Source organism: Kaistella yonginensis (assembly GCF_030409525.1).
Lineage (GTDB): Bacteria > Bacteroidota > Bacteroidia > Flavobacteriales > Weeksellaceae > Kaistella > Kaistella yonginensis.
In genome coordinates, this window is record NZ_JAUFQB010000007.1 from 19572 (window position 1) to 44670 (window position 25099).

A 25099-nucleotide genomic window follows, 5' to 3' on the forward strand; every position below is an offset into this window, starting at 1 on the left:
AAGAGTGGATTTTTCCAAGTCCACCCTTTTTTTATATAAAATTATATTATTCTGCCAGATTGGCAATTCCTTTTTTATCCAAACGATAAACTGACCATTCCTCCATGGGTTTTGCTTGCAAAGATTTGTAGAAGTCAATAGCAGGCGTATTCCAGTTGAGCACTGACCACTCCATTCTACCACAATTTTGGGATTTTGCAATTTTTGAGAGTTCCACAAAAAGTTTTTTTCCGTAGCCTTTTCCTCGGTATTCTGGTTCAACAAAAAGATCTTCCAGGTATAAACCCGGCTTCCCAACAAAGGTAGAAAAATTGAAAAAATACAGCGCAAATCCGACTGGTTTTTCGTCTTCTTCGGCAATAATTACTTCGGCATATTTTTTTGTGAAAATATTTTCTAGGAGTTCTTCAACATTGGTTACAACATCGTTTTCCATTTTTTCGTAAACAGCGAGTTTTTTGATGAGATCAAAAATAAGTTGTGAATCTTCTGGATTTGCTTTTCTAATTTGGAACATTTGGTAAAAAATTTATGAGAATCAAAGTTAATGTTTTTGTGAGAAATGTATCGCAAAAATTCTTTCAACCACAAAAGTCACAAAAGTTTTTTCTTTTTAAGTTATTCAAAAGTTAAAAAAGCCACGAATGCACAAATTTTTTTCTTGTTCTGTCAATTATATTTCTGACCTAAAATATTAATGTATTTGGCAAAATAGAGTTTTCAATTTTGCGAGAATTTTGTTGGAAAATCGGGTCGTAACTAGCCCCGATCGAAACGGCATCCTTTTTTGCCGAAATAAAATTTTCTTTTTCGCTACAATTTTTTTGGGCAAAAAAGATATAGTGGAGAGCGGGAAAAAGCTTCAAATAAAAAAAACTAAATTACTTTTCGACGGAGTCAAAAAGCTTCTAAAAAAATTGCTAATTAACCATCCCGTCTTTTTCCTACGGAAAAATCCACGCCTCCAAAGGAGGGGAATTAACACCGCACATTTTCATAAAATAACCTCCGAAAAAATTCGAAGGTCAATTATTATTTATTGCCAAATACTTATTACCTATATTTCATATTTATATCTCGGTATCTAAATCCCAATTTTGTAAATAATCATGAACATGTTTCAGGAACATTCCTCCCAAAGAACCATCTACAACGCGATGATCGTAAGAATGCGACATGAACATGAGATTGCGAATTGCAATCACATCGCCGTCTTTGGTTTCCAAAACTGCGGGTTTTTTCACAATGGCTCCAACTGCCAAAATCGCAACTTGTGGTTGTGGAATAATCGGTGTTCCCATGAGATTTCCGAATCCACCGACGTTGGAAATGGTGTAAGTTGCGCCTTGAGTATCTTCGGGTTTTAATTTTTTATTTCTTGCTCGGAAAGCCAAATCATTGATCGCTTTTGCTAAGCCAGAAAGGGAAAGTTGGTCTGCATTTTTGATGACGGGAACGATAAGATTTCCGTCGGGAAGTGCGGTTGCCATTCCGATATTGATGTTTTTCTTTTTGATGATTTTATCGCCATCAACTGAAACATTGATCATCGGGAAATCTTGAATTGCCTTTACAATTGCTTTCACGAAAATCGGCATATAAGTGAGTTTTTCACCTTCTCGTTTTTCGAATAGATCTTTGTGTTTCATTCGCCATTTTACGACATTCGTAACGTCGGTTTCTATAAAAGAAGTAACGTGCGGTGCGGTATGTTTACTTTTCACCATTGCATCGGCAATAATTTTTCGTACGCGATCCATTTGTATAATTTCATCTCCTGCGGCAACTTTTACTGGAGCAGAAACTACAGCGGGAGTTGATGGTGCAGCAGCTTGTGGCGTTACTGCCGCAGTTCTGTTGGCCACAAATGATAAGATGTCTTCCTTGGTAATTCTTCCTTCTAAGCCACTTCCTTTGATCGTTTGCAACTCACTCTCAGAAATTTTTTCTTGTTGTGCTATTGATTTTACGAGTGGAGATAAATATAGATCAGATTCACCAATAGAAGAAGTTAGATTTGCCATTGCCTCTTCTAATCCTTTCACGACCTCTGGTTCTATGGTTGGAATCTGTGTTTTTACTTCCTCCGCAGATTTTGGTTCCTGAGTTTGCTCCGCGATGAGTTCACCCGCACCTGCGACTTCTAAAATCGCAATGGGTTCCCCGATTTTCGCAATTTCATCTTTCTGCTTCAAAATTTTAATTATTTTTCCCGAAACAGGGGTCGGCACATCGGAATCTACTTTATCCGTAGCGATTTCCACCACAGAATCATCTTCATTTACGGTATCTCCTTCGTTAAACATCCAACTGATAATCGTTGCTTCCATCACGCCCTCTCCCATTGAGGGAAGTAGTAGTTTATATTCTGCCATTTTTAATTTCGCTTTTTACAAAGATAAAAATTTTTACCGATTAGGAAATAATGAATTTTCACCTCTATTTTTTACTTATTTTTCAATATTTAAAACTGCAATATTTACCTTTGTATAAATATTTTAAAAAATGAAGAACCTCTATATCATCGCTCTGTTTCATTTTAAAGAAAGTGATTTGCTAGACGCTTTGGAATTATTAAAAAAACTAGTCATTGAAACCCGTAAAGAAGAAGGCTGTAAACAATATGATTTGGTAGAAGATCGCACCAGCAAAGGAGTGTTTTTTATTGTTGAACTTTGGGAAAGTGAGGAACATCACCATCAGCACAATAGCAGCGATCATCTAATGAGTTTCAGAAACCAAGCGGCACCATTGCTAGAAAAGACTGCTGAAGTTTATAAAGGCTATAAAACGTTTTAAGAGATGAAAAAGTTTTCTTTCGCGTTGCTGTTATTTTCAGTTTTTGTATTTTCACAAAAGTACACCACGCAAGAAATTTCCATAATCACCGACGGAAATATTGATACTGCCCTGCCTATTTTTCAAACGGCAGATTCTTTACAGCATCAGGTATTATTAGCACAATCCAGGGATGTAAAACCCAAAGATCGGTATACGAAAATTTTAGTCAACCGCATGAAATTAGCTTTAGTTGCAACAAAAAGTGGTGTGGGCATTGCGGCACCACAAGTCGGAATCAACCGAAATATCGTCTGGGCAAAACGCTTTGACAAAGCAGAAAAACCCTTAGAATATTTTATCAATCCGAAAATTCTATGGCGTTCAGAAGTTTTAAATTTAGGTCTAGAAGGAGATTTATCAATTGAGGTTTTCAGAGAACTTTTTTATAGAAGTCAAGTCATTCAGTTAGAGTATTTTGACCTAGACGGGAAAAAACATACTGAAATTGTGGAAGGCTTTACGGCGGTAATTTTACAACACGAAATCGATCATCTTTCAGGGATTTTAATTTCAGACAAAATTGAGAATCAGAAATTGAAAACTTTTGAAAAAATAGAATTGTACAAAGAGCTTTAGATATTTTAGCACACGGATTTACACAAATTCTTGTAAAGATTTTTTTTGGTCATTCCTTTATTTTGCGTATAATTTTACAGTAACTTAACAAAAAAAGGCACCTTTAGCAAGGTGATTTTAATTTGTCCTCAAATCTGTAAGTGCTGTGAGCATAAAAACGTTAAAAAGTTTTTCTTTAAGAATTAGATCATATTTATAAAGAAAAAATTCGTGTATTTCCTTTTCGGCAGCAAGGATCCTAGCAAAAAACCCAAAGCGTAATTATTAAATAATTTCCGCATCAAAAACTTCACAAAAATATTTTTTAATCTTCTCTTTGAGCTCCAAAATATCGTCTGGAGAAAATTCTCTTTCCAATTCGCGTTTCAGAGAAGTCACGGTTTTATCTTTAATTCCGCATGGAATGATATACTCAAAATAGCGTAAATCCGTATTAATATTGAGCCCGAAACCGTGCATGGTCACCCATTTAGAGGTTTTCACACCCATCGCACAAATTTTTCTGGCGTAGGGTTTTCCTACATCCAGCCACACTCCGGTTTCACCTTCACTTCTTTCACCAATTAAATTATATTCTGCCAAAACGCGAATAATTACTTCTTCTAAATTTCTCATGTATAGAAAAATATCAGATTTGAAATTATCTAAATCCAGAATCGGATATCCAACAAGTTGCCCAAAACCGTGATAGGTAATATCTCCGCCGCGGTTCGTTTTCACAAAAGTGGCATTGATTTCCTTCAACTTTTCAGCATTTGCAAGCATATGATGATCGTCCCCCGATTTTCCAATCGTATACACATGCGGATGCTCTACAAACAATAAATAGTTCGGAGTTTCTTCAGAAACATCATCTGTCCTAAGTCGATTTTTAAGTTTTAAATCGATGATTTCTTTCATTAATTTTTCCTGAAATTCAAAGGCCTGTTCATACGCCATCAAGCCTAATTCCTGAAAATCCAACGTTCTATTTTGTGTGCTTGTCATTTAAATTCAATTTTTTGGGCAATCCCCTCACTACTTGGCACCGTTTTTAGGTCTTCCACCCCAATTCGGGTCGGGCTATCCGTTACAATTCCTCGTTTCGGTGCTCGCTTCGNGCGCCTCTACTCCGGGATTTCCACTTCTATCCCTATTGCGAGATCCTGCTCCCTTTCAACTTTTATTTTAAGAACAAAAATTTATTTTAGTACAAAAGAGGAGTACGAATCGGTTTGCATTTTTTGTTTTCTTTTAAATATTTTCTTTATCGCCTTTGTCTTTAATCAATCTTAGATCTTGGCAGGCAGATTATAAATTTTCTGGCGCAAATTTATAAAATTAGTTTATGATGCTGCGGATAAAATCTTGTCCTTTTGCTTTCCAATCTTTATTTTGCAATAAAATATTCACAAATGCAGTTCCGATAATTCCACCAGCTGCTTTTTCGGTGACTTTATCAAAATCTACTTTATTTTTTATTCCAAATCCAATCATCACAGGATTCTTTAAACCTAGATTAGCCAGTCTGCTCAGATATTCTTCATTGTTAATTTCTTTGGCATTATTTCCTGTGGTGGAGGAACTTGAGACCGCATATAAAAATCCAGAAGAAAGCGAATCCAAATATCGTATCCGTTCATCCGAAGTTTCTGGGGTAACCAAAAAGATAAAGTTGAGCTTAAATTCTTCTAAAATTGCGCGATAATTATTTTCAAATTCTACGGGAGGTAAATCAGGAATAATCAACCCAGAAACTCCCGAATCCCGACATTCCTTGCAGAAGTTTTTAAATCCGAAACTTAAAACGGGATTAATGTAACCCATTAAAACAACTGGTATGTTCATTTCTGATTTCACCGATTTTAATTGTCTAAAAAGTTCAACGATGGTCATTCCGTTTTTCAATGCAATTTCGTGCGCTTTTTGAATCACCGGACCATCCGCAACCGGATCAGAATAAGGCATTCCTATTTCGATATATTCTGCACCTGAATGCTGAATGAGTTTCATTATTTCCGTGGTATCTTCTAAATTGGGAATTCCGGCGGTGAAATAAATATTGAGTTTTTTCATTTTAATAGCTAAATGAATTAAGGTTTTTTATTAAATAAGAGACGAAAAAAAATATAAAGATGGTCATGATTAAGACCGCAATTATTTTTAAAATTCGATTTTCAGCATTGATTTTCGTTGAGATTAAACTAAAGGATTTAATTCCATTAACCAAAGGTTTTCGGTTAAACCACAAAATAATAAGTACAAGTATTTGCAGACTGATTGCGGTATAAAGTGCAGGAATTTCATAAAAATAATCCTGCAAAATAATATTGAAAAGAATGGTTGTTAATACTATAGAACCAATAATTCTGGTTTTAGGAATCAACAGTAAAATAGCACCCAAAATTTCGAAAAAACCCAAAATAAAAACAAATGGTTTTGAAAACGAATAAAAAGTCCACATCACTTTCATCCCGTCTGATACATCATCGCCGATGCCATCAAATTGGTAATACTTTCCGATGCCATAAACGATCATCATTCCAGCAACGTAAAGCGAAAACGACCATTCTAAAAGATTTAAAATTTCTTTGCTTTTCATTTTGAAAGATTTTTCAGATACATTTCCATGTCTTTATCTCCTCTTCCACTCAAACAAATCACCACAACTTCAGTTTTCTCGAATTTCTTTTTATCTAAAACCGCCAAAGCATGGGCAGATTCTAACGCTGGAATAATTCCCTCCATTTTCGTGAGTTCAAAGGCAGATTTCAAGGCTTCATCATCATTAATACTGAAAAATTCTGCCCGGTTTTCTTTGAATAAATTTGCGTGAAAAGGACCAATTCCGGGATAATCTAAACCTGCCGAAATCGAGTGTGGTTCGATAACTTGACCGTCTTTTGTTTGCATCACAATACTTTTACTACCGTGCAGAACACCTAAAGTTCCGAGAAAAGTGGTGGCTGCAGATTTGCCAGAATCGAGACCAAAACCTCCTGCTTCGGCGGCAATTAATTGTACATTTTCTTCATTCACAAAATGGTAGAAAGTCCCGGCAGCATTGCTTCCTCCTCCAACACATGCAATCAAATAATCAGGGTTTTCTCTACCAATTTTTTCTTTCAACTGCCATTTAATTTCCTCCGAAATCACGGATTGAAATCTTGCCACCAAATCCGGAAAAGGATGTGGTCCAACTACACTTCCAATAATGTAATGCGTTGTCGTTGCATTATTAATCCAATCTCGAAGTGCTTCATTCACCGCATCTTTCAAAGTTTTCGAACCTGAAGTCGCAGGAATTACGGTCGCTCCCAACATTTTCATTCTCGCAACATTTGGAGCTTGTCGCGCAATATCGATTTCGCCCATATAAACGATGCATTCCAAATTCATCAAAGCACAGGCTGTTGCCGTTGCAACACCGTGTTGACCGGCTCCAGTTTCTGCAATAATCCGTTTTTTTCCTAATTTTTTAGCGAGTAAAACTTGTCCTAAAGCATTGTTGATTTTATGAGCTCCGGTATGATTTAAATCTTCTCTTTTTAAATAAATTTGAGTTTGGTATTTTTCGCTTAAATTTTGGGCAAAATATAATGGTGTTGAGCGACCAACATAATCTTTTAATAAATCCCGAAACTCTTCTTGAAATTCATTTGAATTGATTATATCTAAATATTTCTCCTGTAATTCTGCAACGTTAGGATAGAGCATTTCTGGCACAAATGCGCCACCAAATTCTCCGTAATAGCCGTTTTTATCCGGGTTTTTGTAATTCATAATTTTAATTTTTCCAGCCACGAAGTGGCGATTTAACAAAGAATAGGATGAAATCCTATTGCTATTTCATACCATTTAATCCCAAAGATATTTTTCATCATATTCCATTTCGTGTTTTTCTAAAATATCCAGAAATTCAGATTTAAAAGTAACCGTTTCATGATGCTTTCGCTGATTAATAATATAATTTTTCATCGCAAACAAATTTCTTCGACTTACAGAAAATCCTCCATAACCATCTTGCCAATAGAATGCTTTATATTTTTCGCCCTTCGTTTTTATCCATTTTGAAGAATGTGCTTTTATTTCCTGCACCAATTTCATTAGAGCAATTTTTCTTGATAACAAACATAGTATATGAATATGATTGTCGGTTCCTCCAATTTGTAAAGCAGGACTTTCAAAATCTTTACAAATACTTGCAATATATTTGAATAATTCTACCTCAATTTTCTCATCAATAAAATCGACTCTGTGTTTTGTACTAAAAACGATATGGATGTAATTTTTGACTAATGACTGTGGCATTTTTTTAAAATTTTATTTTAATAGGATTTCATCTTATCCGTTGTTAATCCGTCGCTTCGCGACTCAACTCATCTACAAATTTCTTTATTTTTTCTAAATCTTTATTTCCGGGGTCGATCTCAAATTTTGAATTAATATCGAGGGAAAATGGTTGATCATTGATCCTTGATAATTGAGTGATATTTTCTTCTGAAATTCCACCACTTAAAAAATAAGGTTGGTCTATTTTTAATTCATTTAAAATCTGCCAATCGAAAGATTTACCTGTTCCGCCGAAAGATTTGGAATCGGTATCGAACAAAAGATTTGAGATTTGAGATTTGAGATTTGAGATTTTTTTAAGTTGATTTTTAACTTCCAACAAATTATTTCCTATTCTAATTACTTTAATAATTTCTATATTTTTTTCCAAGTTTTCCTTTAAATTTGAAATATATTCGTTGTTTTCATCTCCGTGAAGCTGAATGAAATTTAATCCTGCTTTTTTCGAAATATCAATGATTTTTTCTACATTTTCATTCACAAAAACTCCTACTTTTCCTTGATGATCAATGGATTTTATTTCTTCTAAAGTCAAATGATTTAAAACAAAACGTGGTGATTTTTCGTAAAATATAAAGCCAAAAAAATCGGTCTTCAAAGAAATTAAATCTTTGATTTGATTCAGTTTAGTTAAACCGCAAACTTTTAGTTTTGGTTGATGATTGATAATTGATAATTGATTATTCTGCAACTCCATTGGTAAATTGTTACATTTTTAAATTGTTATATTGAAAATAAATTTCTCAAAAGCAATTTCCGGGTTTTGATTTCTCATAAAATATTCTCCCATCAAAAATCCATCGAAACCTTCTTCTTTTAAAAATTGATAATCTTCTACCCTATAAATTCCACTTTCTGCAACTGATAAAACTTCTCCTGGAAGTTGGTTTTTCAAATGAACAGAATGTTGCAAATCTACTTTAAAATCCTTTAAATTTCGATTGTTAATTCCGACCAAATCGATGTTTTTATTAAAGTGATTCAATTCTTCTTCGGTATGAATTTCAAGTAAAACTTCTAATCCCAATTCGTGAGAAAGCTCGGTGAATTCTTGAACTTGGTTCGGCGAAAGACAAGCTGCAATCAACAACACAACATCGGCTCCGATTGATTTTGCTTCGTAAAACTGATATTCATCAATCATAAAATCTTTCCGTAAAATTGGAATTTTAATTTCATTTCTTACTTTTAAAATATCTTCAAAATTTCCACCGAAAAAATCTTGATCGGTTAAAATTGAAATACCACTCGCTCCAAATTTTTCATAAGATTTTGCGACTTCTAAAACATTAGATTTATCATTAATGATTCCTTTTGAAGGTGATTTTCTTTTAAATTCTGCAATAATTCCCGATTTATTTTTAATGGAATTTTTTAAGGAAAAAGTTTCTCTTCCGAAAAATTCAGAATCTTTCAAATTTGAGATCGATATTTTGGACTTTGAAAATGCAACTTCGTCTTTTTTTCTCTTGATTATTTGATCTAAAATATTCATCGCTTATTCTATTAAAAGTTTTAATGATTTCAAGGCATTTCCACTTTCCAAACTTTCTATTGCCATTGCTAAACAATTTTCATAATTACCACATTTCTCCGTATTTTCCAGTGCTTTTGCTGCATTTGAAAGTACGACTGCATTTTGCTCGAAACTTCCTTTTCCTTCTAAAATTTGAAGAAAAATTTCGGCACTTTCGGCTTTTGTTTTTCCACCTGAAATACTTTCTATTTCAATATTTTTGAATCCCAATTCTTCGGCAGAAAATATATTTTCACCCATTTTATCGAAAATTTTGGTATCGCTTGTCAAAGAAATTTCGTCGTAACCATCTAAACCATGAACCAACATAAAATTGTTTTTCTGTTTTTGCAAAAGATATTGGTACAATCTCGCAATTTCTAAATTATAAACGCCAATCAAGGAAAATTGAGGTTTTACAGGATTTACAAGTGGTCCTAAAACATTAAAGAAAGTTCGTAAACCAAGACCTTTTCGCAAAGGTGCAACTGTTTTTAAAGCAGGATGAAAAAGCGGTGCATGTAAAAAGCAAATATTGGCTTTGTCCAAATCTTTTTGTAAATCTGCTTCGTTATCTTTGAATTTGTAACCCAATTCTTCCAAAACATTCGATGAACCTGAAATCGCAGAAACGCCGTAATTACCGTGTTTCGCAACTTTTTGTCCAGTTCCGGCAACAACGAAACTCGCTAAAGTTGAAATATTAAAAGTGTTTTTTCCATCACCTCCAGTTCCCACAATATCGACCAAATCTTCGCCTAAATTGATGGGTTTTGCGAGTTGTAAAAGTGCGTCTCGAAAACCTTGCAATTCTTCTAAAGTGATGGTTCTCATTAGAAAAACCGTAACAAAAGAAGTGACTTCATTTTCGTTGAACTTATTTTGGGCAATTTCAATTAGAATTGCTTTTGCTTCGGCTTTTGAAAGCGTATTGTGATTGAATAAATATTGTAAGATTTCTTTCATAGTGTGAAACTTTCGTTCTTTTTAATTGAGTAAAAAATTCTGTAAAATATCAAAACCTTTCGGCGTTAAAATACTTTCTGGGTGATATTGAACGGCGTGAACATCGTAGGTTTTATGTTTTAAACTCATGATCATTCCGTTTTTATCAACACTTGTAATTTCTAATTCTTCGGGAAAATCATCCGGATTTACCGCCCAAGAATGATACCGCCCAACTTCTAAAACTTCGGGCAAATTTTTCAAAATGGAATGTTCTTTTATTTTTTTGGATTCGGTTGCAACTCCATGATAGATTTCTGTCAAATTAATTAAACTTCCACCAAATGCTTCTGCAATGGCTTGTTGACCAAGACAAACTCCGAAAATTGATTTTGTAGGTGCATATTTTTTAATTAAATCCAAAAGAATTCCGGCTTCTTCGGGGATTCCGGGTCCTGGAGAAAGTATGATTTTATCATATTTTTCTATTTCTTCCAAAGTGATTTGGTCGTTTCTAAAGACCTCCACTTTTTCTCCCATGATTTTTTCGATCATTTGAACGAGATTATAGGTGAAACTGTCGTAATTATCGAAGACTAATATTTTCATGTTTTGTATTATTCATAGGACTTTGTCCTATGTTCGTTTTTCTTTTTCATAGGACTTCGTCCTACGTTGTTGATTTCGCCATTTCATGGCTTGTTGGATTTTCTTCTATTTTTTCTCTTTGTCCTATGCTATTGATATCGCCATTTCATGGCTCGTTGTTTTTTCTAAATTATATCTAAATTTTGTTTTTCACGAAAATCTGCGACCCGGCTTGAGCGGAAATCCTTTTTGTGGAGCAAAGCGGAACAAAAAGATTGGGAGCGGAAGACGGAATTTGTCGTCATAAAAATTTATTTTCATATAGTTAAATTAATTTATTTTTTCTGCTTTTGCAATGGCTTTTTTTAAGGCTCCTAATTTGTGATTGACTTCCTGTAACTCGTTTTCGGCGGAAGATTTGGCGACAATTCCTGCTCCGGCTTGAGAAAAAAGGGTATTGTTTTTCGACAAAAAAGTTCGGATCATAATCGCAACATTGCAACTCCCATCGAAACCGACAAAACCGATACAACCGCCGTAATAACCGCGTGAAGTTTTTTCGTAAGAATCGATTAATTCCATCGCTTTATATTTCGGTGCACCGCTCAAGGTTCCCTGTGGAAAAGTGGTTGCAATCATTTCATAAGGATTTTGGTCGTCGGAAATTTCGGCAGTAACTTCGGAAACCATGTGAATAACGTGGGAAAAAAATTGAATTTCTTTCAATTTCGAAACGGTGGTGTTTTTACCCAAAATACTTAAATCATTTCGCGCTAAATCGACCAACATCGTATGTTCCGCGTTTTCTTTGGCATCGACTTTTAATTCTTCGGCGGATTTTAAATCTTCTTCGAGATTTCCGGTACGCTTGAAAGTTCCTGCAATTGGGTGAATTATTGCTTTTTTATTTTTGATAATCAATTGACTTTCGGGACTTGAACCAATCAATTTGTAATCGCCATAATCGAAGAAAAATAAATAAGGAGATGGATTTATATTTCGTAAAGCACGATAAACATTGAATTCGTCACCACGAAATTTCTGTTCGAATCTTCGACTTAAAACCAGTTGAAAAACATCACCACGGAAACATTGCTTTTTTGCCACTTCAACCAAACCGCGATATTCTTCATCGGTTAAATTTGACGATTCCTCACCTACTTTTTCGAAGGGAAAAACAGGTACGTTTTTCTGTTGGATGACATTTTCCAAAGTGAACATTTCAGATTTTAACCCTTTAATTTTATTTTCAATAAGAAACATTTCATCGTTGTGATGGTTGATTGCAATGACATATTGATACAAACGATACCGCAAAAGTGGAATTTTATTTTCAGTAGAAAGTTCTTTAAATTTTATATTTTCGAAAAATGGAATGGAGTCGTAAGAAGTATATCCGAAAAAACCTTGTGCAGATTTACCAATTTCGGAAAGCGGTTTTTCACATTCGAAAGTTTGGGAAAAATTCTGAAGCAAATCCGTCAATTTTTCATTTTCAATATTGATTTTCTCTGGATTTTCGAGGGGGAATTTGATTTCTGCTTCGGTATAATTTCTAATTTCAATTCCAGCAATTGCATTTACGGCGATGAAGGAAAAATTATTTTCGGTGTTTTGATTTCCGGCACTTTCGAGCAAAATGGTGTCGCGAAATTGATCTCGCAAACGAAGATAAATTCCAACCGGCGTGTAAAGATCACTCAATGTGGATTTTACCGTGGTTTTAATTTTTATGGTTTTATTGAAATTCATTTTACTTTATTTATAATTGGATTTATAATAGGATTTCATCCTATTCTTTGTTAAATCGTCCCTGTGGGACTCTATTGATTTTGTTTTTTTTGCATAAAAAAAGACTTCAACGAATTTCTAATGAGATTTCATCCTATTCTTTGCTAAATCGTCCCTGTGGGACTCTATTGATTTTGTTTTTTTTGCATAAAAAAAGACTTCAACGAGTCCCGTCAAAGTCTTAAATATGTTTTTACAAACAGAATACAAGATTTGCTTCAGACCCTAAAGGAGTTTGAATGCCACCACCAAGTATTATTTGTTGCTATAATCATGGAGCAAATATATAAATGTTTTTTTAATCTGCAATTTTTATTTTAAAATTTATTCCTCCTCATTTTTCAACGCCATCAGCAATTGATAGGCACCTTTTGTGACAAATTTTTTGGTTTTATTTTCTTCTTTGAAATTTAAAAGTTCGGTAAAACCATTTTCGGAATTGCCAATTTCTACGGGAAACATTTTGAAGGTTTTGGGTTTTGTTTCTTCAAAAATGTATTGTTTTTCTTCCCAAGTTACAATCGCATCATCGGGAATTACAAAACCAATTTCAGAATCTGCTTCTATTTCGGCATTCATAAAAGTTCCGGGAATTAAAGTCGCATCTTGATCTACAAAATGACAATGCACCAAAACGCTGCGATCTGCAGAAAAGTCTTTTCCAAGAAGAAAAATGCGGGCTTCATATTTCTTTTTTGGGTTTTGATTGGTGTACGCAAAAACTTTTTGACCAACAGAAATTTTGCTCAAATCTTTTTCGAAAACCTTCAATGCCAAATGAATGTCGGAAGTATTCACAATCTCAAACATTTTTTCCATCGGCGAAACATATTGCCCAATATTCACGTTCACGCTGGAAATATATCCCGAAATTGGCGATGAAACCGCGAAACTCCGTCGGATATTATTGGCGTTCAAAGTGTTTGGATTGATTCCAACTGAACTCAATTTTTGCGCCGTACTTTTCATCATAATATTTTGATTTTGCGCTTCATTATATGCTTTTTGGGTTACTTTATCAGAACTCGCTTTGTTTTCATTCAAATCTTTTTGTCGGGAATAATCTTGGTTTGCATATTTTAAATTGGATTTTGCCAACAAATAATCTTGTTGCAATTGCACCAATTCCGGATTTTCTAACATCGCCAAAGTTTGACCTTTCTTCACAAAATTTCCCGGCATAAATCTGGAAACTCGCACATAACCGCCACTTGGCGCAGAAACACTCGCCATTCCTTGTGGCGGAACATCTATTTGTCCCGTCAAAATTATTTTGTTTGCGATGTCCAAATTATTTAAAATTTGGGTTTCAATACCGGCATTTTTTATTTGAAGATCCGTTAAACTAACCTGATTTCCAGAAACGGTTCCAATTTCTTCTTTCGCAGTTTCTTCTTTGGAGCAAGAACCTATTAAAAGTCCTGCAAATAGTATGATTATTATATTCTTCATTTTATTCTTCTGTTAAATTATTGAGTTGAATGATTTTTTCATTCAGCATTTTTTGAGTGTCGATATTTTTATTTTGAATGTCTAAACTTTGATTGGTTAAAATAGACCATTCCAAATAGTTGATTTCGCCTTCATAATAGAGGCGATTTGCAGTTTTGAAGATAGTTTCAGCGTTTTGCAAACCTTTGGTTTTGTAGTAATCGGTTTCGTTTTTTAGTTTTTCATATTCGCTAAAAAGAGAACTGTATTGATTTTTCAAATTTCTGGAACCTACTTCATAATTATTTTCCGCAATCAGTTGGTTTATTTTCTGCCCTTCGATCAAAGATTTTTGCGCTCCATTGAAAAGTGGAATTCCAACACCGATCATTCCGGAATGAAAACGTGCAGATCGATTGTAAAATTGATCATCTGCTCCAGTTCCAAACATGCTAGAATTGTTGTAACCAATGCTAAAAGTGGGCAATAATTTAGATTTTTCGGCTTTTAATTTGGCGAGTTCGATGCTTTTTTGCTGTTCCAATTTTTTTAAAATTACTGGATTTCCTGCATATTTTACATCTTGGTTTATAAAACTCAATTGGTAGAAATCTGAATTTTCATTGGTGTAAAAAGTTTCATCATTCAAAAGATAATTGAATTGCAAAAGCGTTGTTTCTCGGTCTTTTTTCAAGTTTGCCAATTGTATTTCTGCCTGACTTCTGTAATTTTCTGCCGTGGTTTTTTCCAAAATATTGCTTTCACCTTTTTTCAAACGAAGTTCGGCTCTTTTGTAATAATTGGTGTAGATGGAATCTGCTTTTAGAAGGAGTTTTTGCTTTTCGTTTTGATAGTTTAATTCATTGTAAATCAAAGCGATTTCCCGTTTCAATTGCCATTTTTGAAGGTCTAAATTGAGGACAGAACTTTTCCATTCTTCTATTAAAACTTGCTTTTGGGAATTGTAAAATCCGGGTAATCTCAAAGTTTGGCTTACCGAAAATTTGTTGTCCGTATAAGCAGATGCAAATTGCCCAATTTCTCCAGAAACGTGAAGTGGTTCTACAACAGCGTAAGATTTTTTGATCTTTTCTTGATAATCTATTTGAAGTTTTCCGTTTTTCAAATTCAGATTATTTTTGAATGCTTTTTCGTAGGCATTTTCAAGAGAAATGGGTGTTTGTGATTTCAGTTGAATAGCCATCAATACTGAAAATGCGATTACTATTTTTATTATATGTTTCATTTTTTTTAATTTTTTATTTAATCCTTCAAGGTTTTTAAGACCTTGAAGGATTTTATTATTCTACTCATGAAAACCATCTTCGTCATTGCTTATTTCCACTATTTTTTTGCGACGATCTGGGAAATGTTCTTCAAACCAAATGTAAATTAACGGCAATAAATACAGCGTGAGGAAAGTTGCCAACAGCAAACCTCCGATGACCACGGTTGCTAAAGGTCTTTGAACTTCTGCACCTTCTCCGTTACTTAATGCCATTGGTAAAAATCCGAGTGACGCAACTAAAGCCGTCATCAAAACTGGTCGTAATCTTATTTTTCCACCGATTTTCACGACTTCTTTTAGATCAGAAATGCTTTCTTTTTGACGATTAAATTCTGCGATTAAAACGATTCCGTTCAAAACTGCAACTCCGAAAAGTGCGATGAAACCTACTCCTGCAGAAATACTGAAGTTCATATCCCGAATCCAGAGGGAAAGTATTCCTCCAATCATAGAAAGTGGAATTGCGGAGAAAATCAATAATCCATATTTTACAGAATTAAAGGCGAAATACAACATCAGTAAAATTAAGAATAAACTTAATGGAACCGCGATTGCCAAACGAGATTTCGCTTGCTGAAGATTTTCAAAAGTTCCGCCATAAGTGATGGAATATCCTGGTGGAAGTTCAAAATTTTTCTCCACCATTTTCTGCAAATCTTCTACGGTAGATTGTATGTCTCGGTCTCTGACATTGAAACCGACGATAATTCTACGCATCGCATTTTCCCGCTGAATTTGATTAATGCTTTCCTTTAATTCTACATTTGCGACGGTGCTCAAAGGAATTTCGATGCCAGAAGGAGTGGAAATGAGGAGATTATTTACATCTTCCACATTTTTTCTTTGTTCGCCATCTAAACGAACGACGAGATCAAATTTTTTCTCGCCTTCAAAAACGGAACCGGTAGATTGTCCTGCAAATGCGGTGTTTACAATATTATTTACATCGGAAACATTTAAACCAAATTGCGAAAGTGCATCTCTTTTGTATGTAATTACAATTTGTGGCATTCCGGAAATGGGTTCTACATAAATATTTTGCGCGCCATTTATTTTCTTGGAAATTTCGCCCAATTTTTCGGAATAAACTTTCAAAGTATCCAGATTTTCGCCATAAATTTTACAAACTACATCTTGTCTTGCTCCGGTCATCAATTCGTTAAACCGCATTGCTACAGGATATTGAAAAGAATAAGTAACGCCAATAATATTTTTTTTCAATTCTGCGGACATTTTTTCGGCGAGATCGTCGTAGGTTTTTGCGGAAGTCCATTCTTTGCGAGGTTTTAAGATAATCATCATATCACTTGCATCAATCGGCATTGGATCTGTGGGAATTTCACTGCTTCCAGTTTTCCCTACAATTTTTTCTATTTCGGGAAATTTTTTCATTAAAACTTTAGCGGATTTTTGAACGGCTTCGGTGGAAGTTTTCAAATTACTTCCGGGCAAAACTCTAGTGTCAACCGCAAAATCTCCTTCTGGTAATGAAGGGATAAATTCGCCACCCAATCTGCTCATTACAAATAAAGAGATGAAAAATAAACCAACGGTACTAAAGAAAATAAGGTTGGGAATTTTTAAAGCCATATTTAATGATCGATGGTAGAAAGATTCAAATTTTTCCATCATCTTGTCTGAAAAATTCTTTTTTAAATCTATTTTTTTAGACAAAACCAAAGAACTCATCATCGGAATGTAGGTAAGCGAAAGGATAAATGCACCCAACAAAGCGAAAATTACCGTTTGTGCCATTGGTTTGAACATTTTTCCTTCGATTCCTTGCAAAGTTAAAATTGGTAAATAAACGATGAGAATAATAATCTGCCCGAAAACTGCGGAATTCATCATTTTGCTGGAAGAAGTATAAACTTCGCGATTCATAAAATCCTGCGACACTTTTTTGTCTTGAAACTTGGTTAAATGCCGAAATCGATGGAGAATTGATTCTACAATAATGACGGCTCCATCTACAATCAGCCCAAAATCCAGCGCGCCCAAACTCATTAAATTTCCAGAAACTCCGAAAATATTCATCATAATAATGGCGAAAAGCATTGCTAAAGGAATTACGGAAGCAACCAATAATCCTGCACGAAAATTCCCGAGAAATAAGACCAAAACGAAGACGACAATCAGCGCGCCTTCCATTAAATTTTTGCTAACGGTGCTTATTGCGTTGTTCACCATTTTGGTTCTATCCAAAAAAGCATCGATTTTTACGCCTTCTGGAAGTGTTTTTTGAATTTCCGTAATTCTGGTTTTTACATCAGCGATTACTTCATTAGAATTTGCGCCTTTCATCATCATTACCACTGCACCTGCAACTTCGCCTTCGCCATTGTACGTCATCGCTCCGTAACGAATGGCTTTTCCGTATTGAACGGTTCCAATATTTTTGATGAGAATTGGTGTTCCATCTGGCAAATTTTTTACCACCGTATTTTCAATATCAGCGATTTTATTAATCAAACCTTCCGTTCGGATAAACAGAACACTTGGACCTTTTTCGATATATGCACCACCAGTATTTTGATTATTATTTTGCAAAGCATCAAAAACTTCGGTAATCGTAACGCCCATCGATTTTAAAACGGATGGATTTACGGCAACTTCATATTGTTTTAAATTTCCACCAAAACTCGCAACATCCGCCACTCCAGGAGTTCCCAGCAATTGTCTGCGAATAATCCAATCTTGAATGGTTCGCAATTCCATAGCATCAAAACGGTGCTCGTATCCTTTTTTCGGACGCACAACATATTGGTAAATTTCGCCTAAACCTGTGGTAATTGGCGCCATTTGTGGAACTCCTAAATTGGTGGGAATATCTTTGGAAACTTGTTGTAGCCGTTCTGCAACTTGTTGACGAGCCAACATTAAATCGATATTATCTTCAAAAACAATGGTAATCACAGATAAACCAAAGCGTGAAAAACTTCGCATCTCTTTGATTCCCTGAATATTATTATTAATTTGTTCTAAAGGAAAAGTGATGAAGCGTTCCACATCTGGAGCACCCAAACTTGGAGAAACGGTAATAATCTGCACCTGATTATCGGTAATGTCTGGAACCGCATCAATAGGGAGATTTTTGAGTTCGAATAATCCATAAATAATTAAACCAAGCGTCATCAAAATGATGATCAGTTTATTTTTTATAGAAAATTCTATAATTTTATTAAGCATATTATTTTTAGTTAAAAACGCTGTTAGAGCGAAAAACTCTAACAGCGATTGGATTAATCGTGGTTTTTATCACTCTTTTCGAGGTCTTCTTTTTTGGAATCTCCGCTATTTTCATTTTGATTTTCAGAGAAACCGCTTCTTATTTCGGTGTGTCTAATTTCTCCACCGCTAGTTCCGGTTTTTTGAGCAAAAAATAGCGTTCCTATTGCGAGTAAACCAACAACATAAGGAGCAAATTTGGAGATTGAATAATTTTTCCAACTTGAAAAAAGTGCAATTAGCGAAAAACCACCCAAAACATAAGAAAAACCAGCGAAAAGTTCTGCTGCTTCTTCGTGGGTGTGAATAAGATCTTTGGAAACTCCCTGAAGTTTTTCTATAGCATCTTCGGCATTTTCACCTGTTGCCATCGCCAAGATGGAAGCGATTGCACCGAGAATAAAAATGATATATGCGTTGCGTTTTGTGACTTCGGATTTTGTAAAAATTCCGATCAAAAGTAAGATGATTCCTACGATAGGAAATATGATAGGCAAATGGTTTACAACCAGATGCAGGTGTGAATTGTTCATTGTTTTTAATTTAAAATTAAACTTTAAGTTAGGTCAATTACAGTCGAAATCTAAAGATTTGACATCATAATTTGTACTGAAAATTTTAAATTAAATTTTTGGGGGTTCCCAAATTTTTGAAAATACAGAAGGATAGAATTTTTCAGAATATGAAAAATTACTAGAATAATCAACGTAAATTGATTGATTAAGAATATTAAAAGTTGTTCTTTCTGGTGGAATATTGAGATTCACAATGGAATTAGAAAAATCATGCGTTTTGAAAGGCAATTTCATATCCTGTTTGTAATCGCTGTCTTTCACTTGTTCATCAATATAATGCATTTTGAAAAACGCAAAAATCGACATTCCAGAGTCGGAAATTTTATGGGAAATAAAATGTTCGATCAAGTTGGGCATTTTCACTAATTGTCTGACCTCACTAAAAGAAGTGAGATAAATACAAATCGTAAAATAAACGAACCATTTTTTCACAGTACAAAGTTAAAGAAAATTGTTTACAAAACCCTGTAAATGAAAAATTTGGAATCAGTACAAATAAAAATAATCGGTTGAAAAATGAAAAAAGATTGATTTAGTTGAACTTTAGCGGGTCTTTTTCTTCCCAAAAAAATTACTAAATTTGCAGACTTAAAATAGCAAGAAAAATGCAGTTATCAGAACAGGAAATTATAAGGAGAGAAAAGTTACAATCCCTTGAAGAAATGGGCATCAACGCTTTTCCGGCCGAAGAATATAAAATTACAGCAACCACAAAATCCATTAAGGAAAACTTTGAGGAAGGTAAAAAAGTGACGATTGCAGGTCGATTGATGAGTCGAAGAATTCAAGGAAAAGCGAGTTTCGCCGAACTTCAAGATTCTGAAGGGAAAATTCAAGTGTATTTTAATAGAGATGAAATTTGCAAAACAGATGATAAAACCATGTATAATGAAGTGTACAAACACCTTTTAGACATCGGTGATATCATCGGAATTGAAGGTGAATTGTTCAACACACAAGTGGGTGAAATGACGGTAAAAGTCGAGAATTTCAAAATTTTAACCAAATCTTTACGTCCGCTTCCATTGCCTAAAGTGGATGCTGATGGAAAAATTTTCGATGCATTTAATGATCCAGAACTTCGATACAGACAAAGATATGTAGATTTGGTGGTGAATCCGCAAGTGAAAGAAGTTTTCATTAAAAGAACAAAATTGTTTAATGCCATGCGAACTTACTTTAACAATGCAGGTTATTTTGAAGTAGAAACTCCGATTTTACAGGCGATTCCAGGTGGAGCTGCAGCAAAACCATTTATCACGCATCACAACGCTTTAGATATTCCATTATATTTGAGAATTGCCAATGAATTATATTTGAAAAGATTGATTGTTGGTGGGTTTGATGGTGTTTATGAATTCTCCAAAAACTTTAGAAATGAAGGAATGGACCGAACGCATAATCCAGAATTTACAGCAATGGAAATTTATGTGGCTTACAAAGATTACAATTGGATGATGGATTTCACTGAGAAATTGTTAGAGTTTTCTGCAATAGAAGTCAACGGAACAACTGATTCTACTTTCGGCGACCATACCATCAACTGGAAAGCGCCTTATCCAAGAGTTTCTATGACGGAATCCATTCAACATTTCACCGGATTTGATATTACTGGAAAATCAGAACAAGAACTTTTCGATTTTGCTAGATCAATCGGTGTTGAAGTGAATGAGACGATGGGCAAAGGAAAATTGATTGATGAAATTTTCGGTGAAAAATGTGAAGGAAATTATATCCAACCGACTTTTATCACCGACTACCCTATCGAAATGTCCCCATTAACAAAGAAACACAGAAGCAAAGAAGGTTTAACTGAGCGTTTTGAATTAATGGTTTGTGGAAAAGAAATCGCAAATGCTTATTCAGAATTAAATGATCCAATCGATCAGAGAGAGCGTTTTGAAAAACAAGTAGAATTAGGTAAAAAAGGTGATGATGAAGCCATGTTCATCGACCAAGATTTCCTGCGTGCTTTGGAATACGGAATGCCGCCAACTTCTGGATTAGGAATCGGAATGGACCGTTTGATCATGTATTTAACGAACAATCCTTCGATTCAGGAAGTTTTATTCTTCCCGCAAATGAAACCAGAAAAACCAACGCCAGTCTTCGAATTAGATGAAGATGAAAAAAAGATTTTAGAAATTTTGAAAAGCCAGGAAGAACCAATGACTTTGGGACTTGTAAAAGTTAAAAGCGAACTTTCTGGTAAAAAATGGGACAAATCCAGCAAGAATTTAACGAAATATAATTTGGTAAAAGTGGAGAAAATTGATGATGTTGTTTTGATGAAATTAATTTAATTCAAATTGAAATAATGATATGAATCCTCAAAATTTGAGGATTTTTTTGTGGAAAACCAGCCTAATTTTATGAGTTCATTAACTTTCATATTCCAGTGAAATTCACTATATTTGTTGGTCTTTTGAAATGGAAAATTTAGACTCCATTTTTACTAAAATTTTAATTAAAATGTATTTAAAATTCAGAGCAAAATCGCTTTGATGAACAGATAAAAATATGAGCCAAAAAGAATATTCAGCGAGTAGTATACAAGCGTTAGAAGGAATGGAGCATGTGAGAATGCGTCCATCAATGTACATCGGAGATGTAGGATCCAGAGGTCTGCATCATTTGGTATATGAAGTAATTGATAACTCTATTGATGAGGCATTAGCCGGTCATTGCGACACGATTTCTGTAATCATTCACGAAGGCGAATCGATTACGGTAAAAGATAATGGTCGTGGAATCCCGGTAGATTTTCATGAAAAAGAACAAAAATCAGCACTTGAAGTGGTCATGACCAAAATCGGTGCAGGTGGAAAATTCGACAAAGATTCTTACAAAGTTTCTGGTGGATTGCACGGTGTGGGGGTTTCTTGTGTGAATGCACTTTCAAACCTTCTCATTGCAACGGTTTATAAAGATGGTAAAGTTTACGAACAACAATATTCCAAAGGAAAAGCTTTAGCTGATGTTAAAGAAATCGGTACCACAGATGAAAGAGGAACCCAGGTTTTCTTCCAACCAGATGATACGATTTTTCAGGAATTGATTTATAACTATGATACTTTAGCAAGCAGGCTTCGCGAACTTTCTTATTTGAATAAAGGCATCACCATTACTTTAACAGACGAAAGAGTTGAAGAGGAGGAAGGCGTTTTTAAAAGCGATCTTTTCCATTCTGAAGGTGGTCTGAAAGAATTTGTAGAATATATCGATGGAAACCGAGAAAGTATTATGAACAACGTCATCTTCATGGAAGGCGAAAAAGATAATATTCCGGTGGAAGTTGCCATGAGATACAATACGTCTTACAATGAGAATCTGCATTCGTATGTGAATAATATTAATACGCATGAAGGTGGAACGCACCTGGCAGGTTTCAGAAGAGCTTTAACGAGAACTTTGAAGAAGTTCGCAGATGAACTCGGACTTCCAGCCAAAGAAAAAGTAGAAGTTACCGGTGACGATTTCCGTGAAGGCTTAACAGCCGTGATTTCCGTAAAAGTAATGGAACCTCAGTTCGAGGGTCAAACCAAAACGAAATTAGGAAACTCCGAAGTTTCTGGTGCGGTGGATAAAATCGTAGGAGAAATGTTGTCTAATTTCTTAGAAGAGCATCCTAACGAAGCAAAAATAATCGTGCAGAAAGTGGTGCTTGCTGCAAAAGCAAGACAAGCCGCGAAAAAAGCAAGAGAACTCGTTCAACGTAAATCGCCAATGGGCGGAAGTGGACTTCCTGGAAAACTATCCGATTGCTCTTCCAAAGATCCCGCAATTTCTGAACTGTTTTTAGTGGAGGGAGATTCGGCAGGTGGAACGGCAAAACAAGGTCGTGACCGTCATTTTCAAGCGATTCTTCCTTTAAGAGGTAAGATCTTGAATGTTGAGAAATCCATGGTTCACAAAGTATATGACAACGAAGAAATTAAAAATATTTATACTGCACTTGGGGTGTCCGTAGGAACTGAAGAAGACAGTAAAGCATTGAATATTGCAAAGTTACGTTACCATAAAATCGTAATCATGACCGATGCAGATATTGATGGTGCTCACATTTCAACCTTGATTTTAACCTTCTTCTTTAGGTATATGAAAGAATTGATTGAGAACGGGTATATTTATATTGCGCAACCGCCTTTGTATCTTTTGAAAAAAGGAAATAAAAAGATATACGCCTATAACGAAAAAGAGCGGGAACAAATTACCTTAGAAATGGCTCCAGACGGTAAAGGGGTCGAAGTACAACGTTACAAAGGTCTTGGGGAAATGAATCCTGAACAACTTTGGGATACCACTTTGAACCCAGAACGTAGAATTCTGAAACAAGTGACCATCGAAAGTTTAGCCGAGGCAGATAACGTATTCTCTATGCTTATGGGTGACGAAGTTCCACCACGACGAGAATTCATTGAAAAAAATGCAATTTATGCAAAAATTGATGTATAATTTTTATTGAAAAACGCACTCAAACTGCTTAATCATTTAAGCAGTTTTTTTATGCATTTCAGGGTTTTGATGTCAAATTAATAACTAATATTACATTTTATTAAAATAAAATTATATATTTGATAAAACTAAAAAATTAATATTATGATGACCTTATTACAAACAAACCCGTATGACGGGATGAACTCTGGTGATGTTGCAGGTGCAATGGCAATGGGCGTAGGAATGCTATTTTTTTACCTAATTGTTTATTTATTCTTTTCATTCTGCCTCTACAAAATTTTTCAAAAAGCCGGAAGAGATGATGCTTGGGCGGCATTTATACCTATTTATAACACCATCGTATTGGTTGATATTCTTAAAAAGCCCATTTGGTGGTTTATTCTGTTAATGATTCCGTTCGTTAATATTATTTTCGCAATCATGCTGACCGATCGGTTATCAAAATTCTTCGGAAAAGATATTTTAATGACCCTACTATTGCTCGTATTACCATTTATTGGGCTGCCAATTCTCGCTTTTGGAGATGCTGCGTACAACCCAGATGCTTTGCCAGACGATCGAAAATAACACCGTTTAAAAGATATAAAAACCGTCAATTTGGCGGTTTTTTTAATTTTGTAAAAAAATAATTAACTATTTTTATACCTTAGATATATTTATTAAATTTCAGAATGAAAAATCTCTTAGCTTTATCAATTTTATTTGCAGTAGCAATTGTAAGTTGCAACAAAGAAAAGCCGACCGAAGTAGCTTCAAGCATAGACGTTGAACAAATCGCGGACAACAACAATAACTTAGCGGTCGACTCGGTAAAAGTACATGATTCCTTAAAAATTCACGAAAATCTTACCGTTAATTTTAAAGCGAAAATAGTGGTTTTTACCACCTTGAAAAACAATATGCTTCTGGACTCTATTTATGCACCAACAGAAATTCGGTTACCTGATTATTCTAAAGAGAATCTGAAAAATGCATTAGACGTAAAGAAGAACACTTTTTTTGAGGAAGAGAAGAATTCTTTAGCAGATTTTCAACCCGAGTTTGCCCAAAATTGGGAAAAAAATTCTAATATGAAACTATTTGCGCAAGACAATGATTACCTAACCATTCAATACACCGCCGATGGATACACCGGTGGTGCTCATGGATACTATGTTGAAAGCTATAAAGTTTTTGATTTAAAAAACAATCATACGGTACAACTTACCGATATTATTTCGAAAAAAAATTCTACTTTATGGAATTCTATTTTAATGGAAAATTTTATTCAAAATGATGGAGACAAAGGGCAAGTTGAAATGTTATTGGTGAAAGAAATTCCGCTAAATTCTAATTTTTATTTCGATAAAAAATTCCTTTATTTTCTTTATAATCAATATGAAATCACAGCATACGCTGCGGGTCCAGTTTTAATTAAAGTTCCATTGTCGGATATTAAACCTCTTTTAACAGACGAATTTATCAAACGACAAGATTTATAATATTTTCTAAAAGCAGGTTTTATCACTTGCTTTTTCTATTTTTGTCCAC

At 34.6% G+C, this 25099-nt stretch carries 23 protein-coding genes; 6 read left to right on the forward strand and 17 right to left on the reverse strand.

Annotation, left to right across the window (positions count from 1 at the left end; all coding sequences use genetic code 11):
* Positions 1-46 precede the first annotated feature (46 nt).
* Positions 47-517, reverse strand: coding sequence for a GNAT family N-acetyltransferase (locus tag QWY78_RS02270; protein WP_290216141.1), 471 nt, complete (start codon positions 515-517; stop codon positions 47-49).
* Positions 518-1070: 553 nt separating this feature from the next.
* A complete protein-coding gene (locus tag QWY78_RS02275) occupies positions 1071-2375 on the reverse strand; it encodes a dihydrolipoamide acetyltransferase family protein (RefSeq protein WP_290216143.1) in 1305 nt (434 codons plus the stop codon).
* Positions 2376-2505: 130 nt separating this feature from the next.
* Between QWY78_RS02275 and QWY78_RS02280 the strand changes: the two genes are divergently transcribed.
* Complete coding sequence (locus tag QWY78_RS02280; RefSeq protein ID WP_290216146.1) at positions 2506-2799, forward strand: putative quinol monooxygenase; 294 nt, start codon at positions 2506-2508, stop codon at positions 2797-2799.
* 3 nt (positions 2800-2802) lie between these two features.
* Positions 2803-3417, forward strand: coding sequence for a peptide deformylase (locus QWY78_RS02285; protein ID WP_290216148.1), 615 nt, complete (start codon positions 2803-2805; stop codon positions 3415-3417).
* Positions 3418-3681: 264 nt separating this feature from the next.
* On the opposite strand, the gene lipB is transcribed toward QWY78_RS02285, so the two are convergent.
* From lipB to QWY78_RS02360, 15 genes are all read right to left on the reverse strand, one after another.
* Positions 3682-4404, reverse strand: a complete 723-nt coding sequence (lipB, locus tag QWY78_RS02290) for a lipoyl(octanoyl) transferase LipB (RefSeq protein ID WP_290216150.1) — start codon at positions 4402-4404, stop codon at positions 3682-3684.
* A gap of 333 nt (positions 4405-4737) precedes the next feature.
* Positions 4738-5472 (reverse strand): tryptophan synthase subunit alpha, encoded by a 735-nt coding sequence (gene trpA / locus QWY78_RS02295; RefSeq protein WP_290216152.1) that lies wholly within the window; start codon positions 5470-5472, stop codon positions 4738-4740.
* A 1-nt stretch (position 5473) separates the two neighbouring features.
* On the reverse strand, positions 5474-5998 hold the full coding sequence (locus QWY78_RS02300; protein ID WP_290216154.1) for a DoxX family protein: 525 nt from the start codon (positions 5996-5998) through the stop codon (positions 5474-5476).
* Positions 5995-7179, reverse strand: coding sequence for a tryptophan synthase subunit beta (gene trpB / locus QWY78_RS02305; protein ID WP_290216155.1), 1185 nt, complete (start codon positions 7177-7179; stop codon positions 5995-5997). The genes QWY78_RS02300 and trpB overlap by 4 nt, the downstream gene beginning before the upstream one ends.
* Positions 7180-7254: 75 nt before the next feature.
* Positions 7255-7707: an IS200/IS605 family transposase gene (tnpA, locus tag QWY78_RS02310; protein ID WP_290216157.1), complete on the reverse strand. Its 453-nt coding sequence runs from the start codon at positions 7705-7707 to the stop codon at positions 7255-7257.
* Between the two features lie 43 nt (positions 7708-7750).
* Positions 7751-8446: a phosphoribosylanthranilate isomerase gene (locus QWY78_RS02315; protein WP_290216180.1), complete on the reverse strand. Its 696-nt coding sequence runs from the start codon at positions 8444-8446 to the stop codon at positions 7751-7753.
* A gap of 18 nt (positions 8447-8464) precedes the next feature.
* Positions 8465-9244 carry an indole-3-glycerol phosphate synthase TrpC gene (trpC, locus tag QWY78_RS02320; RefSeq protein ID WP_290216182.1) on the reverse strand — a complete coding sequence of 260 codons (780 nt, stop codon included), beginning with the start codon at positions 9242-9244 and terminating at the stop codon, positions 8465-8467.
* 3 nt (positions 9245-9247) lie between these two features.
* Positions 9248-10231, reverse strand: a complete 984-nt coding sequence (gene trpD / locus QWY78_RS02325) for an anthranilate phosphoribosyltransferase (RefSeq protein WP_290216184.1) — start codon at positions 10229-10231, stop codon at positions 9248-9250.
* 21 nt (positions 10232-10252) lie between these two features.
* Positions 10253-10819, reverse strand: a complete 567-nt coding sequence (locus tag QWY78_RS02330) for an anthranilate synthase component II (protein WP_290216187.1) — start codon at positions 10817-10819, stop codon at positions 10253-10255.
* A 309-nt stretch (positions 10820-11128) separates the two neighbouring features.
* Positions 11129-12550: an anthranilate synthase component I family protein gene (locus QWY78_RS02335; protein ID WP_290216189.1), complete on the reverse strand. Its 1422-nt coding sequence runs from the start codon at positions 12548-12550 to the stop codon at positions 11129-11131.
* A gap of 363 nt (positions 12551-12913) precedes the next feature.
* Positions 12914-14041 (reverse strand): efflux RND transporter periplasmic adaptor subunit, encoded by a 1128-nt coding sequence (locus QWY78_RS02340; protein ID WP_290216191.1) that lies wholly within the window; start codon positions 14039-14041, stop codon positions 12914-12916.
* A gap of 1 nt (position 14042) precedes the next feature.
* Positions 14043-15266, reverse strand: a complete 1224-nt coding sequence (locus QWY78_RS02345; RefSeq protein WP_290216193.1) for a TolC family protein — start codon at positions 15264-15266, stop codon at positions 14043-14045.
* Between the two features lie 60 nt (positions 15267-15326).
* Positions 15327-18497 (reverse strand): efflux RND transporter permease subunit, encoded by a 3171-nt coding sequence (locus QWY78_RS02350; protein WP_290216196.1) that lies wholly within the window; start codon positions 18495-18497, stop codon positions 15327-15329.
* A 53-nt stretch (positions 18498-18550) separates the two neighbouring features.
* Positions 18551-19069, reverse strand: coding sequence for a DUF2231 domain-containing protein (locus QWY78_RS02355; protein WP_290216198.1), 519 nt, complete (start codon positions 19067-19069; stop codon positions 18551-18553).
* A 90-nt stretch (positions 19070-19159) separates the two neighbouring features.
* Complete coding sequence (locus tag QWY78_RS02360; RefSeq protein ID WP_290216200.1) at positions 19160-19543, reverse strand: hypothetical protein; 384 nt, start codon at positions 19541-19543, stop codon at positions 19160-19162.
* 173 nt (positions 19544-19716) lie between these two features.
* Between QWY78_RS02360 and lysS the strand changes: the two genes are divergently transcribed.
* The 4 genes from lysS to QWY78_RS02380 all read left to right on the forward strand — a co-directional run bounded on the left by lysS (position 19717) and on the right by QWY78_RS02380 (position 25050).
* On the forward strand, positions 19717-21414 hold the full coding sequence (lysS, locus tag QWY78_RS02365; protein ID WP_290216202.1) for a lysine--tRNA ligase: 1698 nt from the start codon (positions 19717-19719) through the stop codon (positions 21412-21414).
* Positions 21415-21631: 217 nt separating this feature from the next.
* Entirely contained in the window at positions 21632-23566 is a 1935-nt protein-coding gene (gyrB, locus tag QWY78_RS02370; RefSeq protein ID WP_290216205.1) for a DNA topoisomerase (ATP-hydrolyzing) subunit B, read from the forward strand.
* Positions 23567-23710: 144 nt separating this feature from the next.
* Positions 23711-24136, forward strand: a complete 426-nt coding sequence (locus tag QWY78_RS02375) for a DUF5684 domain-containing protein (protein WP_290216207.1) — start codon at positions 23711-23713, stop codon at positions 24134-24136.
* Positions 24137-24240: 104 nt separating this feature from the next.
* Entirely contained in the window at positions 24241-25050 is an 810-nt protein-coding gene (locus tag QWY78_RS02380) for a DUF3298 and DUF4163 domain-containing protein (RefSeq protein ID WP_290216209.1), read from the forward strand.
* Positions 25051-25099: the final 49 nt, after the last annotated feature.